Here is a 16,106-nt window from a genome sequence, read left to right as displayed (position 1 = left end):
ACCCATCTGATGGGATGGGGTCATGACGGTCGAATACGAGCTGCGCAGGCCTGACGTCGCGCCGGTGCAGGTGCCGTCGTTGGACGATGAGCAGCGCCAGGTCGTCGACCACCCGTCCGGGCCGTTGCTGGTACTGGCCGGGCCGGGTGCCGGCAAGACGCTGACCCTCGTCGAGGTTGTCGCCGACCGGGTCGATCGCCGCGGTCTCTCGCCCGAGCAGGTCCTGGTGCTGACGTTCAGCCGCAAGGCCGCCGGCGAGCTCAAATCACGTATCGCGCGCCGACTGGCCCGCACCACGGCATCCACTCCGGCCATGACATTCCACTCATTCTGCTACGGCTTGGTGCGCGAGTCGCTCGACCCGGAGTCGTACGCTGAGCCGGTCCGGCTGCTGAGTGCCGCCGAGCATGAGGCGATGATCGCCGACCTCATCGGGGGCGGTGATGCGGCCCGCTGGCCAGACTTCATGCGGCCCGCCCTGCAGACCCGTGGGCTCGCCGCCGAGATGCAGCGGCTCATCGCCGCGACCCGTTCGCTCGACATGGATCCCGAAGACCTCGCCCGAGTCGCCGCCTTGGCCGGACGCCAGGAATGGTCGGCCGCTGCGGGCTTCCTGCGCGAGTACGCCGAGGTGTCGTCACTGGCCAACACGATCGACCACACCGATCTGATCTATCAGGCCGTCCAGTTGCTGCGTGATCCCGTGCGCCGCGACGAGGTGCGGTCGCGCTATGGGCTCGTCGTGGTCGACGAATACCAAGACACCGACCCCCTCCAGGTCGAGCTGTTGCAGTTGCTCGCGGGCGATGGTCGCGACCTCGTGGTCGTCGGCGATCCTTATCAATCGATCTACGGATTCCGGGGCGCCGATGTGCGGGGCATCATCGACTTCCCCGAGCAGTTCCGCACCGTCGCGGGCCAACCGGCACCGCAGATCACCTTGACCCGCACGAGTCGCTACGGTGCCCGCATCTCGGCCGCGGCTGGCTCGATCATCACGAACCGGGGCGTTCTCGGAGCGGTCGACGGCGAGCGCCACGCGGGACTGCGCCGGCTCATGCCGCGCGAGCCGCGCAATGGCTCGGTCGAAGTCGAGACATATGCGACGCCGGCCGCCGAGGCCGAGCACCTGGCTCTCCTTCTGCGCCGGGCCCACCTCGACGATGGTGTGCCCTGGTCGCAGATGGCGGTGTTGGTGCGCACATCGGCCCAGCTGCTGCGCCTGCGCCGTACCCTGGCCGCCGGGGGAGTGCCGGTCGAGGTCGCGGGCGATGAGATGCCCCTGCGGGCCGAGGCGGCGGTGCGGTCGCTGCTCGTGGCACTCGACGTCGCCGACGACCTCGCGCACGGCCGTCCGCTCGAGCCCGATGTCGTCGACACCGTGCTGACCGGCCCGCTCGGACGTCTCGACGCGACGGCGCTGCGCCGGCTCGGCCGGGCCCTGCGTACCGCCGACTCCGCTGAGGGCGGCACGCCGCGGCCTTCGGCAATGCTGCGGGCCGAGAGCATCCGTGAGCCGGCGCAGCTCCAGCTCGCACCCGCGCGGGCCGGCTCGCCGCTCGCCGTCGCGGCGCAGGGCGCGTTGCGCATCGCGAGCCTCCTGCACCGCGCGGCCGACCAGATCAAGTCGCAGGCCACACCCGAAGAAGTGCTCTGGACGTTGTGGGACGGCACCGACTGGCCCGCGCGCCTGCGCGATGCGGCGCTGGGTGACGGCGAGGAGGCCGCGAGCGCCGATCACGACCTCGATGCCGTGTGCGCCCTGTTCGCCCAGGCCGCTCGCACGGAGGATCGGCAGAAACGTCGTTCCGTCGACGCGTTCGTGCGTGAGCTCGATGCGCAGTCGATCCCGGCCGACTCGTTGGCTCAAGGGCCGGTTGTGGGCCGGGCCGTCCAGCTCATGACGGCGCACCGGTCGAAGGGGCTCGAGTGGGATCTCGTGGTCGTGGCGGGCGTGCAGGAAGGCACCTGGCCATCGGTCCGGGCGCGGGGATCCTTCCTGCGGTCCGACCGGCTCGGGCCTCACGGCGAGACGCTGCCGCCCACTCCGCGCGAGCAGATCGCCGAGGAGCGCCGGCTGTTCTACGTCGCATGCACCCGTGCGCGCCGACGGCTCGTCGTGACGGCGGTCGAGAACGTCCGTGAAGACGCCGAGCAGCCGTCCGCGTTCGTGGCCGAATTATGGGAGCACCTGCATGCGCGAGCCGATCATGTCCCGCCCCGCAGCCCCCAGACCCGTCCGGTCAGGCCGCTTTCGCTCCGGGGATCGGTTGCTGCTCTGCGACGCATCGGGGAGTCCACCGACAGTCCTGCGGTCCGTGACCGGGTGGCCGAGATGCTGGCCCGGCTCGCCGACCGCGGTCCCGGTCCGACCCGCGCCGCGCACCCCGACAGGTGGTGGGGTCTGGTCGAAGAGACCTCCTCGGCCGTGCCGTTGCGTGATCCGTCCGAGCCTCTGGCGATGTCGGGCAGCGGCGTCAGCGGGATCACGGAGTGCTCGCTGCAATGGTTCTTGTCCCACGAGGCGAAAGGTTCCAGCGGCACCTCGGCGGCCCAGGGATTCGGCTCGGTCGTGCACGCCATCGCGGCCGAGGTCGTCGCGGGCCGCCTGCCGGCCGACCTCGATGTGCTCGACGCGCAGGTCGACGCCGTGTGGGCGCAGCTCGACCATGCGGCGCCGTGGATCGCCGACCGCGAGCGGGTCGAAGCCCGCGATGCGCTGCGCCGGTTTGTCGGATGGCATGAGACGCACGGCCGGCAGGCCTTGGCCGCCGAGCACTCCTTCGACGTCCAGACCGATGTCGAGGGTCGTTCGGTGCTGCTCACCGGATCGATGGACCGGGTCGAGCTCGACGGCGACGGGAGCGTCCACGTGGTCGACCTCAAAACCGGCACCGGCAAGGTGACGGGCAAAGAAGTGCAAAGACATGCCCAGCTCGGCTTCTACCAGCTCGCGGTCGGGCTCGGTGCGACCGACGATCTCGCGCCCGAGGCCCCGCCCGGGGGTGCCGAGCTGGTCCAACTGCGCCAGTCCGGTGCCCGCACGCCCGATCTGCCGATCGTGCAACAGCAGCCGGCGCCCGAGGCCGGCGAGCCGTCCCTCGCCGAGCAGCAGTTGGCCGATGCCGTCCGCATCGTCGTCGACGAGCGGTTCGAGGCGACTCCGTCCGACAAAGTCTGTCGACGCTGCGAGTTCCGCCGGGTCTGTCCCGCGCAGCCAGACGGCGGCACGATCCTGGACGGTGCCTCATGACGCTGCTGCAGACGATCGACGATCTCGACGCGGTGTTCTCCCGGCTGTTCGGGGTCCCTTTCGCCTTCTCGCCGCCGCAGGTCGAGGCGATCACCGCCCCGCTCGACCGCCCTGTCGTGATCATCGCCGGCGCCGGTTCGGGTAAGACAACCGTCATGGCCGCGCGCGTCGTGTGGCTCGTGGGGCATCACGGACTCGAACCCGACCGCATCCTCGGCCTGACGTTCACCAACAAGGCCGCCGCCGAACTCGGCCTGCGGGTCCGGCGCGCACTCGCGGCACTGCACACCGATGCCGACGACGCTCCCGCCGATCCCACGACGTCGACGTATCACGCCTTCGCCGGCACGCTGATCACCGAGCACGGGCTCCGGCTGGGGCGCGAGACCGATCTGCGGATCCTGTCGGATGCCTCCCGGTTCCAGCGGATGGCCAAGGTCGTCGAGTCGTACGACCAGCCGCTGCTGCATGTCTCGACCCACACGCCGACCCTCATCAACCAGACGATGGTGCTCGACGGCCAGTTGTCCGACCACCTGGTCGGCACTGACGAGCTGCGCCGATTCGACACCGAAGTGCTCGTCGAACTCGGCAAGGCCGATAAGACCTATGCGCTGCACGAGAGGATCGCCGAGGCCAGCCGCAAGCGGCTCGAACTCAGTCGTCTGGTCGATCTCTACCGGGCGGCCAAGACCCGTGACGGTGTCATGGACTTCTCCGATCAGATGGCGTGGGGTGCCGAGCTGTCCGAGATCGACGAGGTCGGCACAGATCTGCGTGGCCGCTACGACGCCGTGCTCCTCGACGAATACCAAGACACGTCCGTGGCCCAGCGTGATCTGTTGCAGAACCTGTTCGCCTGGGCGCCCGGCCGCGACGATGCGCCGAGTCTGACCGCCGTCGGAGACCCCGCCCAAGGGATCTACGGCTGGCGAGGTGCGGCCTCGGGTAACCTCACGGAGTTCCTCAGCGACTTCCCGGCCTCCGACGGCGTGCCGGGCGCCCCGTATTCGCTGGTCGAGAGCCGGCGGTGCGCGGTCGATGTCATCGCGGCGGCCAACGACCTCGCTGCTGATTTCTACGCGACGTCCGATGTCGTGCAGCCGCTCGCTGCGCATGTCGACAGCCCGCCGGGTCATGTCACGGTCGCCCTGCATGAGACCGTGGCCGACGAGATCGACGATCTGGTCGTGCAGGTGCAAAAGGCTATCGCCGACGGCGTTCCGCGCCAGGAGATCGCGATCCTGGTACGCATCACCCGCGAGAACGATGCGATCGTGCGTGCCCTGCGCGAGGCGGGCGTGCCATTCGAGGTCGTCGGGTTGTCAGGGCTGCTGGCCCAGCCCGAGGTCCAGGATCTGCTGTCCCTGCTGGGTGTGCTCAACGATGTCACCGACAATCCCGCGATGCTGCGCCTCCTGACCGGGCCACGTTGGCGTATCGGTCAGCGCGACTTGCGGCTGCTGGGTCGTAGGGCGCAGGTTCTGAGCGGACGGGTCGGTGCCCGGTTGTCCGACGCCGATCTGATGCAGCAGCTCGCCGCGGCGGTCGAAGGTGCCGATCCGACCGAGATCGTGTCATTGGCCGATGCTGTCGAGGATCCGGGCGATCTGCCCTATTCGACCGAGGCGCGGGTCAGGTTCAGCTCGCTCAGCCGCCTGATCGCCGGGCTTCGCCGCCACGTCGGAGAACCTCTGCCGGAGCTGGCCCGCCGGGCGACGTACGCGCTCGACCTCGACGTCGAACTCGAAGCGGTCGGCCACTCCAGCGGACTCGACAATCTGGCGCTGCTGCACGATGCGATCGCGGCGTACGCCGAGGACGATCGGTTCGCCTCACTCTCGGGTCTGTTGGCCTATCTCGCGGCCGAGGAGCAGTTCAATGACGGTATGGAGGTTTCCACACCGTCGACCGCCGACTCGGTCAAGCTTCTGACGGTGCACCGGGCCAAGGGCCTGGAGTGGCACACGGTCTTCGTGCCGTTCCTGTCGTCCAAGGTCTTCCCCGGCGGCAAGGGGCGCAACCGCTGGTTCTCCAGTCCGTCGGTCCTGCCGGTCCCGCTGCGGGGCGATGTCGACAACGTCCCCGATCTCGACGAGTACACCGCGGCGGCCGAGAAGGAGTTCGGTGAGGCCAACAAGCAAGATGCGCTGATGGAAGAGCGGCGGCTCGGCTACGTCGCATACACCCGCGCGAAGCACGATCTGCACCTCTCCGGCCACTGGTGGGGACGTACGCAGATCGCGGCGCGCGGCCCGTCGTCATTCCTGCTCGGCACGCGCGACTGGCTCGAGACCGCGGGCGGCGAGATCAGGCACTGGGCACCAGAACCCGAGGTCGATGCGGTCAACCCCATGACCGAGCTGCAGGAGCATATGGCGTGGCCGGCTGCCGTGCCGCGGCTCGAGGGCCGCCGGCGCCTGGCCGATCTCGTGGAGATCCATCTCGACGGCATCGTCGAGGATCGTCCACAGCCCTTCCCCGAGGACTATCCGGCGCTCGCCGAGCTCGACACGATCGAGGCAGAGCTGGAGCTGTTGATCGCCGAGGCCGATCGGGCCTCCGATCCGCTGCGGGTCATCGCCTTGCCCGACACGATCTCGGCCACCGCGGCGCTCGAAATGGACTCGGACCCGGAGGCATTCGCCCGCCACCTCGCGCGGCCCATGCCGAGGCGTCCCTCTCCGGCCGCGCGCTTCGGCACCCGGTTCCACGCCTGGGTCGAGGCCAGGTTCGGACAGCAGGCATTGTTCGACCCGACCGATCTGCCCGGGCAGGCCGATCCCGATATCGACACCGACGAGGAGTTGCGGACCCTGACCGAACTGTTCGCGGACGGTCCCTACGGTGACCGTGCTCCCCAGTGGGTCGAGGTACCGTTCTCGATCCTGCTCGGCGGGCAACAGGTGATGGGCCGGATCGATGCGGTGTACGAGACGCCGAAGGGCTTCGACGTCGTCGACTGGAAGACCAATCGATCGGCCAACGCCGATCCTCTCCAACTCGCGATCTACCGGCTCGCGTGGGCCGAACTTCAAGGCATCGATCCTGCGACAGTCGAGGGTGTCTTCTACTACGTGCGCCTGGGAGAGGTCCGGCGCTACGACGATCTGCCCGGCCGCGCCGATCTGGAGAAGCGGCTCGGTCTAACCTGACAGACGTGGACTTCGCTTTCGAACATGCCCAACACGATCGAGCCGCGCACCTGCGCAAAGACGATGCCTGGCGCGGGCCTGACGTCAAGGTTTTGGTGATCGGCGGTGAACACGTCCCGACGGTCGGTGGATCCGGTCTGCGCTGGATCACGATGGACGAGGCACCCGACGGGGAGTGGATCTTCCTCGGCACGCGCGGCGACACCCGTTATGCCGCAGTCATGGTCGATCGGGTGCCGGCTGCCTTCGAGCCGGCGAGTTTGCGGCTGATCGGGCCGACGGTCGCACCGGAAGAAGCTTCTCTGGCCGTGCACGCGGTCGGCATCGCGCGCTGGCACCAGAGCCACAAGTTCTGCGCGAAGTGCGGAGCGCCGAGCGACATCGCAGAAGGCGGACACACGAGGGTCTGTCCCGCCTGCGGCACCCATCACTTCCCGCGGACCGACCCGGCGGTCATCATGCTGATCACCGACGAGCAGGACCGAGCCCTGTTGGGACGCCAGCCGATCTGGCCCGAAGGACGGTTCTCGACGCTGGCCGGATTTGTCGAACCGGGTGAGACGCTGGGCGATGCGGTACGCCGCGAGGTCATGGAGGAAGTCGGCATCGAGGTCGGTGACGTGACCTATGCGGCCAGCCAGCCGTGGCCGTTCCCGTCGAGCCTGATGCTGGGCTTCTTCGGCCGGGCGCTGAGCACCGAGATCAACGTCGACCAAGACGAGATCGCCGAAGCACGCTGGTTCACGAGGGAAGAAGTCACCGAAATGACCGCCAAAAGTGACCTGCTACTCCCACCCAATGTCTCCATCTCACGATGGCTGCTACAAAAGTGGCACGGCGGAAAAATCCACGGCACCTGGGCCTAACGCTCATGAGTCACCTAATCACCGCTCCGGAGTCACTCAATGACCGCCGAAGAGTCACTCACTTACTGCCCGGCAGGTAACTCAGTGACTCGCGGACCGTAACGGAGTGACTCGGGAGCGTGACGGGGGCCTACGAGGCCAGTTGGGCTTTGATCTGGGCCAGAGAGGGATTGGTCAGGGCCGTGCCGTCGGTGAAGATCAGGGTGGGGACGGTCTGATTGCCGCCATTTGCCTGCTCGACCAGCTCGGCGGCCTCGGGCTGCTGCTCGATATCGACCTCGTCGAAGGAGATGCCCTCGCGCTTGAGCTGACCCTTGAGGCGGTGGCAGTAGCCACACCACGGGGTGGAGTACATCGTGAACGTGCCGGACATGGATTTGTCTCCTTCGAGAGAGGATCTCGACTATCAGAACACAGGCGGGGGCGAGGCCATTCCGCGGGCGACATTTGTGCCATCATGCCGACCATGGATCAACTCAGGGGAAAGAATCCGATCTTGTTCATCGCGGTGATCGTGGTCGCCGGATTCGTCTGGTATTTCATCACCGGCGGTCCTGGCAGCCCGAAGGACGACGACACGAAGGTCAAGAAGCCCTGGAACGCTTTCGAGATGACCGTCTCGTCGGTGCGGTCTGACGGCACCTTCAGCGGCAAAGTCGAAGAGTCGGGAAAGAACTCGCAAAAGGGATTGCAGCAGATCGGCACATTCGATCGTGTGACCCTTCGCCTCGCCGACGTCGAGCCGCCGCAGCCGGTCCGCGACCCGTGCTGGATCGAGGAGGGACAAGACGCCATCGAGGACCTCATCGGGGCCCGCATCTGGGTCGATCCCACCAACCTCATGAAACAGGGGTCCGGAACTTACACGGTGTTCGCGTGGAATCGTTCGGGCACGCTTGTGCAGGAGCAGCTCCTCCGTGACGGGGACGGCAAGGCATTCGGTGGAGACCTGACGGTCAAGTACCGCGATGTGCTTGCGGCCGCCGAAGACGAGGCGGCGGCAGCCAAGCGAGGTTTGTGGGGAGCCTGCAAGGCCAAGTAGGACCGGGTCGAAGCCGGTGGGCGCGCGGCTTCGATTGTCGGGCGGGCGGACTACGCTGGACACGTCCCGGTTCGACCTGATTCATCGAGGAGATTGAGTGCCTGAAGCTGACGACCTGTTGACCGGGCTCGACCCCGAGCAGCGAGAGGTCGCGCTGGCACTGCGCGGACCCGTGAGTGTCATCGCCGGCGCCGGTACTGGCAAGACCCGCGCGATAACCCATCGCATGGCTTACGGTGTCGCCGCCGGCGTCTATAAGCCGACTGAAGTCCTGGCCGTCACGTTCACGACCAAGGCCGCAAATGAGATGCGCGTCAGGCTGCGCGAGCTCGGTGCCGACGGTGTTCAGGCACGTACATTCCACTCCGCGGCCCTGCGGCAGGCACGCTTCTTCTGGCCGCAGGTCTACGGCGGAGAGTTCCCCGAAATAACCCAGTCGAAGTTCCCGCTGGTCGGTGAGGCGGCGCGGCGACTGAACCTGCGTGTCGACACCGCGCTGATGCGTGATCTGTCGGCCGAGATCGAGTGGGCGAAAGTCTCCAATATCGCGCCGACGGCGTATGCCGCCGCGGCCGGGCCCAACCGGCGTGAGGTCGCCGACATGGCGCCGGGGGCGGTGGCCAATGTGTTGGCGACCTACGAGGAGGTCAAGCGCGAGCGTGGCCGCATCGACATGGAGGACATCCTCCTGGTGACCGCCGCGATTCTTGCCGACGACGAGCGCATCGCGGCGCGGGTCCGGCAGCAGTACCGCTGGTTCGTGGTCGATGAGTTCCAAGACGTCAACCCGCTGCAGTCGACGCTGCTCGACCTGTGGCTGGGTGGCCGTGACGACATCTGTGTCGTCGGGGATCCGCGCCAGACGATCTACTCGTTCGCGGGGGCCTCGCCACAGATCCTCGCCTCTTTCGGCCGCAAGCACGAAGGCGCCCAGCGGATCGAGCTCGTCCGCAACTACCGTTCGACCCCGCAGATCGTGGCCGCGGCCAATGCCGTGTTCGCCCGCTCCACAGCCGTCGACGGTGTGAAGTTGCTGTCGCAGCGCGACCCGGGTGATCCGGTCAGCTACATGGGCTATCCCGATGAGCTTGCCGAGGCCAATGCGGTCGCCAGCGAGATCGCCCTTCTTCACCGCCGGGGTGTGCCGTACCGCGAGATGGCCATCCTGTACCGCATCAATGCGCAGTCCGAGGCCTTCGAGGAAGCTTTGGGGGAGCACAGCATCCCCTATACGATGCGCGGCGCAACGGGCTTCTTCAACCGTCCAGAGGTGCGTCAGGCCGTGACCCTGCTGCGCGGATCGGCCCGCAGCGGGGAAGCCGCAGGCCAGTTGGTCGATGATGTGCGCGCGATCTTCGGGGCCATGGGCCACACCGATCAACCGCCGACCGGCGCCGGCGCGGTGCGAGATCGCTGGGAGTCACTCCATGCGATCGTGTCGATGGCAACCGACCTGGTCGAGTCCGATCCGGCCGCCGACATGACGGCACTGGTGCGCGATCTCGACCGTCGGATCGAGCAGGCGCATGCCCCCGCGGCAGATGGCGTCACCTTGGCGACACTGCATTCGGCCAAGGGTCTGGAATGGGACGCTGTGTTCTGCGTCGGCATGCACGAGGGAATGATGCCGAGCGTCCACGCCGACACCCCGGTGCTGGTCGAAGAGGAGCGCCGGCTGTTCTACGTCGGCGTCACCCGGGCACGCCACGATCTGATGATCTCCTGGGCGGCCGCGCGCAAACAGGGCGGACGAGCCAGTCGCCAGCCGACCAGATTCCTCGACACCCTGCTCCCCGCGGGGCACCAGGCCCGGCAGGTCTCTTCGCAGGTGCGACAGCGCAAAGTCGCCAAATGCCGGGTCTGCAACGAGATACTCGCGGTGGCCGATCGCAAGCTCGGACGCTGCTCGACGTGTCCTGCGACTTATGACGAGGATCTATTCGAGACCCTCCGTGGATGGCGCAAGGAACAGGCGAGTGAACAGGGCAAACCGGCCTATGTGATCTTCACCGATGCCACGCTTCAGGCCATCGCGGAGGCCAAACCGGCGGATCGGGGCGCGCTCGAACGGGTGCCGGGCATCGGCCCGGCCAAGATCGAGCAGTACGCCGAAGCGGTGCTAGCGCTGGTCGGAGCCTCGACAAGCTGACGCCGTCGGCGTGGTTCGCTCGACCTCCTTCAGCCGTGAGGCCGCAAGCGGCCTCAGCCTTCGGAGAATCCCGGTAGGGACTCTTCGAGGATCGCACGGAAGGGCGCGGTCGCACCGAGCTGGCTCAGAACGCCGATGCCGCCGATCCACACCCGATGGATCAGCAGATACTGCGGCGGCAGGTTGATCTTCATCGCGGTGCCCATGCCCTCAGCTGTGGGGGCGCTGACCCGAAGCGTCTGAGCTCGCATCCATTCGCGACTGAACGTGAACCGTTCGACCTGAGCCGGCTCGACGAACGGACCGACGTAGCGCGCGATCGTGTCGGCGTCGAGATCGGTCTTCGACTTGAGGAATCCCTCGTCACGCAGTCCTTCGACGACACCTTCGTAGTCGCCGTCGACCGCAAGACGCAGCAGTTGCCCCATCTGCAGCGGCAGTCCGTCGGGAAGTCGGGCGACGGCACCGAAGTCGACGACGCCCAGCCGTCCGTCCGGCATGATCCGGAAGTTCCCGGGGTGCGGATCCGCGTGCAGCATGCCAGCCCTTCGCGGGCCAGCGAACAGGAACCGCACGTAGGCCTCGCCGTACCGGTCCCGCTCGGCCTGGGTGCCGTTGGCGATGATGTGTGCGAGCGAGGAGTCGCTGTCCAGCCAGGTCGTGACCAAGGCACGTTCGGTATGGGCATGCGGAGCCGGCACGACGATCTCGGGATCGCCGGCGAATGCCGCCGCGAATGCCGACTGCGCTTCGGATTCGAGTCCGTAGTCGAGTTCCTCGGCGACTCGGTCTTGGAGTTCCTTGACCAAAGGCTTGACGTCGAGTCCGGGCGCGATGACGCCGAACAGACGTGCGAGCCGGCTGATCTGGCGCAGATCGGCGATCAGCGCCTTGGCCGCACCCGGGTACTGCAGCTTGACCGCGACCTCGGTCCCGTCGGACCACGTGGCCCGGTGCACCTGACCGATCGACGCCGAGGCGGCGGGCTTGTCCTCGAAGGAGGGGAAGGTGTCGCGCCAGTCGGGTCCGAACTCTTCGGCCATGACCCGGTGCACTGTGCCCGGCGGCATCGGCGGGGCAGAATCTTGAAGCTTGACCAAAGTGTCTCGGTACGGGCCGATGAACTCTTCAGGCAGCGCGGCCTCGAAGATGCTCAATGCCTGTCCGAACTTCATGGCCCCGCCCTTGAGCTGGCCCAGGACGCTGAAGATCTGATCGGCGGTGCGGCGTTGCACTTCGTCGAGCACGAGATTGGCCGGTGCGCCGACGATGCGTTTGCCGAGGCCGAGCGTCGTCCGGCCGGCGAATCCGACGGGCAGGGCAGCAAGGCGCGCCGTGCGCGCGAAGGTGCTGCCAGAGATCGGCCGCGCGTTGGGGGGATCCTTCTTCGGCGTGTCGGACACGTCGTCAGGATAGTCCGGTCGCCCAGATCACGCTGCGGTAAGCAGATCACACGTGCAGGACGGGTGGAACGGAACCGCGCGGGTGAGACGTTGATCGTGCCGCGGACCTATCAGCAGACAGTGGCCGGTCGTGCGGGGACGTTGCCCGTCGACGAAGGCAAGGACCTCGACCGCGATCTCGACGGCTGCGGCGTGGGCGGTTGTGGCTTCGAGCCCTGCGCACGTCACCGCGGCCGCGGGACGACCCAGTTGATGAAGCAGGGCCGGCCACGCGCGGTCCCAGGTCGTGCGATGCAGATCGTGGCAGTTGACGCACGGGCTCAGGCCCGGCCGCACGAGGGGGCCGATCCGTACTCGATCCTCGTCCACCACGACGGCGAGGTGCGGGGTGCCGAACAGCACGGCCCGTTCGAATCGGGAGCGTGCCGCTTCACCGCACGACGAGATGATGAGCAGGTCCGGCTCAGTGGCCCGGTGCCGGTCGAGCCCGGACGCCGACAGGATCGCGCAGCTCGCATCCACGATCTGGCGGCAGCTGTGATCGGCGTCGAAGTCGACCGAGTGGGTCGACCGGCGGGGACGAGTTCGCGTTGTCGCATCGACGATGGCACCGGAGGCGAGGAGCTCGGCCAGCAGACTCGGCAGCGGCCCATGGAGTTCGGGGATGTGTTCTTGCACGAGTTGCTGGAGACGGCCGATGTCACGCACGCCGTCGAGCAGTCGCAGTAAAGCCAGGAGCCCGGGCCGATCGGGGATCACGATGCCAGGTGATGTGCCGATCTGCAGATGTGTCGCGTCCCGTCGCAACAGGGGGGCACCGGGACGAAGTGCGGGTCGAAATGCCATGCCGTCAGCCTCACCTGAGCCTGCCGAGGTGGCCAACTGGTCGTCCACAGACCTGCGGTCGACGGATCGGTGCTGGAACGCCGGGGTTGACGCCCGCGACTCGCCGGGAAGAAATAGGCGTGACTGAGCGTGAAACCGCCCTCTCACGCGTACGCTGGCAGTGATCAGCACCACATCGGCAAGGAGGCCGTAATGTCGGAAACATGGAGTGGCGAGTTCTACTGCGTCAAGTGCAAGGAGAAGCGCGAGACGTCGGGAGAGGTCCACGTCAGTGGGACCCGACATCGTCGGGTCCTCCGCAGTTTTCGTGAACGCAAAAAACCGGCCCTTGGCGGAGTTCGCCTTCCCCGTGCGGGCTCCGCCAAGAGCCGTGAATGGCGTTGACGCTAGGGGGTGGGGAGCGTGGCGTCAACCACCTTCACCAAACTGTTGTCCACGCTTGTGGATAACACTGGGGACAAGCTGTGGGGATCGCCGAGCAGACATGTGGACGACCGGTGCACAACCCACGAACTACGGGCCGGTAGAGCCGTGCTGGTCTGCGATTTCAGCCCGCGCGGGCTGTGGATAAAACTTTGTCGCCCTAGGCAGATAGGTTCGAGAAATGAGCGAGGTCGAAATCCGTCGCAGTGCCCGGCGCAAGCGCACTGTGCGTGCCTATCGCGAAGACGGCAAGACGATCGTGCTGATGCCCGCCAATCTGCCGCGCGCGGTGGAGCAGGAACATGTGCGCTCGCTGCTCGAACGGCTCGAACGACGCGAAAGGCGGGTCCGTCCCAGTGACGACCAGCTCATGGCTCGTGCAACTGAACTGTCACGGTCGGCGTTCGCCGGCAAGGCGGTGCCGACGTCGGTTCGGTGGGTCACCAATATGGACAAGCGCTGGGGGTCATGTTCGTCGGGCGATCAGAGCATCCGCTTGTCGCACCGGCTCCAGGGCATGCCGCCCTACGTCGTCGACTATGTCCTGGTGCATGAGCTGGCGCATCTGATCGAGCCCAATCACAGCGCGAGATTCTGGGCCCTCGTCGATGCCTTCCCGCACAGCGAGAAGGCTAAGGGGTTCCTCGAAGGCGTGTCATGGCAGCAGCAATGAGATCGCGCACCGACTGATCGGTCTCCGCGGGAGGATTGCTCGCCTCGAACCATGCCAGGTCGGCGGACTCCTCGCTGATCGTGAAATCATCGTGCGGAGCGACGGCGACGAACTGCACGTCCAGGTGATGCGACGGGCGGATCGGGCCGCACCCCGGAACTTCGTGCAGCGACAGCAGCACAGGTACGGGATCGATGACCAGACCGTCGATCCCGCTTTCCTCATGCCCCTCGCGCAGGGCGGCGAGCACGAGCGTGGTGTCCTCGACCTCGCAGTGCCCTCCGGTCTGGAGCCAGCGACCGATACGGCGGTGCAGGGTCAAAAGCACCCGGCGACGGTCGTTCGAGACGATCAGGACGCTTGCGGTCAGATGATCAGGGTGGCAATCGCGAGCCATCGCATCTGGATGGGCCGCCAGGTGGTCCAGATAGATCCGCCGAAGGCGTGCCTGCTCCTCATCGGGAGCGACCCATCCGGTCAGTACCTCGTGGGCATCGTGATGCAGAGCCGGGGCGCTGAGCAGCGTCACTCGTTCGTGGTGTCGCCGTCGAGCAGCTCACCCAGAGCCGTGTCGAAGTCGACATCACTCTGAGAACGCTTGTCACCCTGCGCGAAGGCCAGCGGATCGTCGAGATCGGCAGCCGTCGGCATGAGATCGGGATGGCTCCACACAGCGTCGCGGGCGTCGGGACCCTGCCGGTCGCGCAGCGCTGCCCACACGGTCGTGGCCTCACGGAGCTTTCGGGGCCGCAGTTCTAGCCCGACGAGAGCCGCGAACGTCTGCTCGGCGGGTCCACCGGTAGCCCGACGCCGGCGCATAGCTTCGGCCAGCGAGGCCGCGGCGGGCATCCGGTCCTTGGTGGCCTCGGAGATGACCTCGTCGACCCAGCCCTCGATGAAGGCCAGGAGCGTTTCGAGCCGGTCGAGGGCTCGCTGCTGTTCAGGGGTCCGTTCAGGTTCGAACAGGCCGCCGGCCAGCGCTTCTTGGATGTCTTCGGGGCGGGACGGATCGATATCGCGCATCTGCGCTTCGATCGCCGCGACGTCGATGCGGGTTCCACGACCGTACTCCTCGATCGCACCGACGAGGGCCGAACGCAGCCACGGGGAGTGGTGGAACAGACGGTGGTGCGCGCACTCACGCAGCACGACGTAGAGCATGACGTCGGAGGCGGGGTGTTCGAGTCCTTCGCCGAACGCCTCGATCCCGGACGGCAGGACGGCCACGAGCCGATCGGGGCCGAGCGGAAGACCGATGTCGGTCGACGAGACAACCTCGCTGGCCAATCCACCGAGTGCCTGGCCGACCTGCTGGCCGAACATGGCTCCGCCTGCCTGGGTCAGCATGCCCATCAGCGGGCCTGCCATGGCCTTGGCCTCTTCGGGCAGGGCGGCGCTCATGGCTTTGACGACATGTTCTGCGATGGGCTCGACCAACTGCTGCCACGTACCGGCAGTTGCTTCGATCCATTCGGCCTTGCTCCACGCCGTCGCCTTGACGGCGCCCGCTGGGATCGACGTGGCACCGTCGAGCCACAGCTCGGCCAGCCGTACAGCGTCGTTGACTGCGCCGTGCTGAGCGGCGTTCGGGGTCAGATCCGGGCCGGCGGCCGCGACGGTGTGCCGCGCGACTTCCTTCGCGAGATCGAAGTTGACGCTGCCTTCATGCGGCGCGAACATCCGCTGTACCTGGCTCATGATCTGGGCCATATCCATCTCTCCGCCGTTGAAGGCGCCGAAGAGCTGCTCCATCGGGGTGCCCGCAAAGGGATTCTGGGGCTCTTCTTTGTCGTCGTCGGCCATGGGTCAACAGTACCGACTCACACCGTGGAAACCACGGGACAGCTGTTCGCCCTACGATGAATTCACTATGGACAACGTTCGTTTGATCGACATCCGCGAGACCGCATTGAGTCTCGACGAGGTGTTCAATGCCGTCGGCGACCCGGCCGCAGGAGGGACCTGCCTGTTCGTCGGCACGGTGCGCGATCACGACGGGGGACAGGGCGTCGAGGGCCTCGGCTACTCGGCTCACCCCACCGCGATCGCACGGTTGCAGGATGTGGCCGAACGCATCGCCCAAGAGACCGACGTCATCGCGCTGGCAGGCGTCCACCGCGTCGGCGATCTCGTGATCGGCGATCTGGCGGTTGTCGTGGCCGCCTCGGCGGCGCATCGGGCGCAGGCCTTCGAGGCATGCCGCCGGCTCATCGACGAACTGAAGTCGGATGTCCCGGTGTGGAAGCACCAGATGTTCACGTCTGGTGAGTCCGAGTGGGTCCACCATGCTTAGGTT

12 protein-coding genes and 1 pseudogene are annotated in these 16,106 nt (G+C 67.0%); 8 read left to right on the top strand and 5 right to left on the bottom strand.

Annotated elements, in window-relative coordinates; genetic code table 11:
• The first annotated feature begins 22 nt into the window (after positions 1-22).
• Genes ACXJKC_RS20930 through nudC form a run of 3 tightly spaced genes read left to right on the top strand, consistent with a single transcriptional unit; the run spans position 23 to position 7,274 of the window.
• Complete coding sequence (locus ACXJKC_RS20930) at positions 23-3,253, top strand: ATP-dependent helicase (protein ID WP_456698692.1); 3,231 nt, start codon at positions 23-25, stop codon at positions 3,251-3,253.
• Positions 3,250-6,408: a UvrD-helicase domain-containing protein gene (locus ACXJKC_RS20925; protein ID WP_456698691.1), complete on the top strand. Its 3,159-nt coding sequence runs from the start codon at positions 3,250-3,252 to the stop codon at positions 6,406-6,408. Before ACXJKC_RS20930 ends, ACXJKC_RS20925 begins: the two co-directional genes overlap by 4 nt.
• Before the next feature lie 5 nt (positions 6,409-6,413).
• Positions 6,414-7,274: an NAD(+) diphosphatase gene (gene nudC, locus ACXJKC_RS20920; protein ID WP_456698690.1), complete on the top strand. Its 861-nt coding sequence runs from the start codon at positions 6,414-6,416 to the stop codon at positions 7,272-7,274.
• A gap of 130 nt (positions 7,275-7,404) precedes the next feature.
• Here nudC and ACXJKC_RS20915 read toward each other — a convergent pair whose 3' ends face one another.
• Positions 7,405-7,647, bottom strand: a complete 243-nt coding sequence (locus ACXJKC_RS20915) for a mycoredoxin (protein WP_456698689.1) — start codon at positions 7,645-7,647, stop codon at positions 7,405-7,407.
• Positions 7,648-7,740: 93 nt separating this feature from the next.
• Here ACXJKC_RS20915 and ACXJKC_RS20910 point away from each other — a divergent pair, with 93 nt between their 5' ends.
• Together ACXJKC_RS20910 and ACXJKC_RS20905 are read left to right on the top strand one after the other, a co-directional pair.
• Positions 7,741-8,316 (top strand): hypothetical protein, encoded by a 576-nt coding sequence (locus tag ACXJKC_RS20910; RefSeq protein ID WP_456698688.1) that lies wholly within the window; start codon positions 7,741-7,743, stop codon positions 8,314-8,316.
• A 97-nt stretch (positions 8,317-8,413) separates the two neighbouring features.
• Positions 8,414-10,465 (top strand): ATP-dependent DNA helicase UvrD2, encoded by a 2,052-nt coding sequence (locus ACXJKC_RS20905; protein WP_456698687.1) that lies wholly within the window; start codon positions 8,414-8,416, stop codon positions 10,463-10,465.
• Positions 10,466-10,518: 53 nt separating this feature from the next.
• Here ACXJKC_RS20905 and ACXJKC_RS20900 read toward each other — a convergent pair whose 3' ends face one another.
• Complete coding sequence (locus ACXJKC_RS20900; RefSeq protein WP_456698686.1) at positions 10,519-11,868, bottom strand: ABC1 kinase family protein; 1,350 nt, start codon at positions 11,866-11,868, stop codon at positions 10,519-10,521.
• A gap of 27 nt (positions 11,869-11,895) precedes the next feature.
• Positions 11,896-12,714, bottom strand: coding sequence for a hypothetical protein (locus ACXJKC_RS20895; protein WP_456698685.1), 819 nt, complete (start codon positions 12,712-12,714; stop codon positions 11,896-11,898).
• 192 nt (positions 12,715-12,906) lie between these two features.
• Here ACXJKC_RS20895 and ACXJKC_RS20890 point away from each other — a divergent pair.
• A pseudogene (locus tag ACXJKC_RS20890) lies at positions 12,907-12,996 on the top strand (DUF5679 domain-containing protein); the annotation flags it as partial.
• A 322-nt stretch (positions 12,997-13,318) separates the two neighbouring features.
• On the top strand, positions 13,319-13,810 hold the full coding sequence (locus ACXJKC_RS20885) for a M48 metallopeptidase family protein (protein ID WP_456698684.1): 492 nt from the start codon (positions 13,319-13,321) through the stop codon (positions 13,808-13,810).
• Here the strand turns inward: ACXJKC_RS20885 and ACXJKC_RS20880 are convergent.
• The gene (locus tag ACXJKC_RS20880; RefSeq protein ID WP_456698683.1) at positions 13,770-14,339 is read right to left on the bottom strand and encodes an NUDIX hydrolase; all 570 of its coding nucleotides are present in this window, start codon (positions 14,337-14,339) and stop codon (positions 13,770-13,772) included. The genes ACXJKC_RS20885 and ACXJKC_RS20880 overlap by 41 nt on opposite strands.
• Entirely contained in the window at positions 14,336-15,613 is a 1,278-nt protein-coding gene (locus ACXJKC_RS20875; protein ID WP_456698682.1) for a zinc-dependent metalloprotease, read from the bottom strand. Before ACXJKC_RS20875 ends, ACXJKC_RS20880 begins: the two co-directional genes overlap by 4 nt.
• A 67-nt stretch (positions 15,614-15,680) precedes the next feature.
• Here ACXJKC_RS20875 and ACXJKC_RS20870 point away from each other — a divergent pair, with 67 nt between their 5' ends.
• Positions 15,681-16,103 (top strand): molybdenum cofactor biosynthesis protein MoaE, encoded by a 423-nt coding sequence (locus tag ACXJKC_RS20870; protein WP_456698681.1) that lies wholly within the window; start codon positions 15,681-15,683, stop codon positions 16,101-16,103.
• Positions 16,104-16,106 lie beyond the last annotated feature (3 nt).

It is taken from the genome of Aeromicrobium sp. P5_D10, assembly GCF_054049535.1.
The sequence above is the reverse complement of the archived record's forward strand: the minus strand, read 5'-3'. Positions and strand labels throughout refer to the sequence as shown.

What these genes read in the sequence shown, in the direction of transcription:
- ACXJKC_RS20870 (WP_456698681.1), top strand. Translation starts at nt 15,681, where the DNA reads ATGGACAACGTTCGTTTGATCGACATCCGCGAGACCGCATTGAGTCTC.
- ACXJKC_RS20875 (WP_456698682.1), bottom strand. Translation starts at nt 15,613, where the DNA reads ATGGCCGACGACGACAAAGAAGAGCCCCAGAATCCCTTTGCGGGCACC.
- ACXJKC_RS20915 (WP_456698689.1), bottom strand. Translation starts at nt 7,647, where the DNA reads ATGTCCGGCACGTTCACGATGTACTCCACCCCGTGGTGTGGCTACTGC.
- ACXJKC_RS20895 (WP_456698685.1), bottom strand. Translation starts at nt 12,714, where the DNA reads ATGGCATTTCGACCCGCACTTCGTCCCGGTGCCCCCCTGTTGCGACGG.
- ACXJKC_RS20885 (WP_456698684.1), top strand. Translation starts at nt 13,319, where the DNA reads ATGAGCGAGGTCGAAATCCGTCGCAGTGCCCGGCGCAAGCGCACTGTG.
- ACXJKC_RS20925 (WP_456698691.1), top strand. Translation starts at nt 3,250, where the DNA reads ATGACGCTGCTGCAGACGATCGACGATCTCGACGCGGTGTTCTCCCGG.
- ACXJKC_RS20930 (WP_456698692.1), top strand. Translation starts at nt 23, where the DNA reads ATGACGGTCGAATACGAGCTGCGCAGGCCTGACGTCGCGCCGGTGCAG.
- ACXJKC_RS20910 (WP_456698688.1), top strand. Translation starts at nt 7,741, where the DNA reads ATGGATCAACTCAGGGGAAAGAATCCGATCTTGTTCATCGCGGTGATC.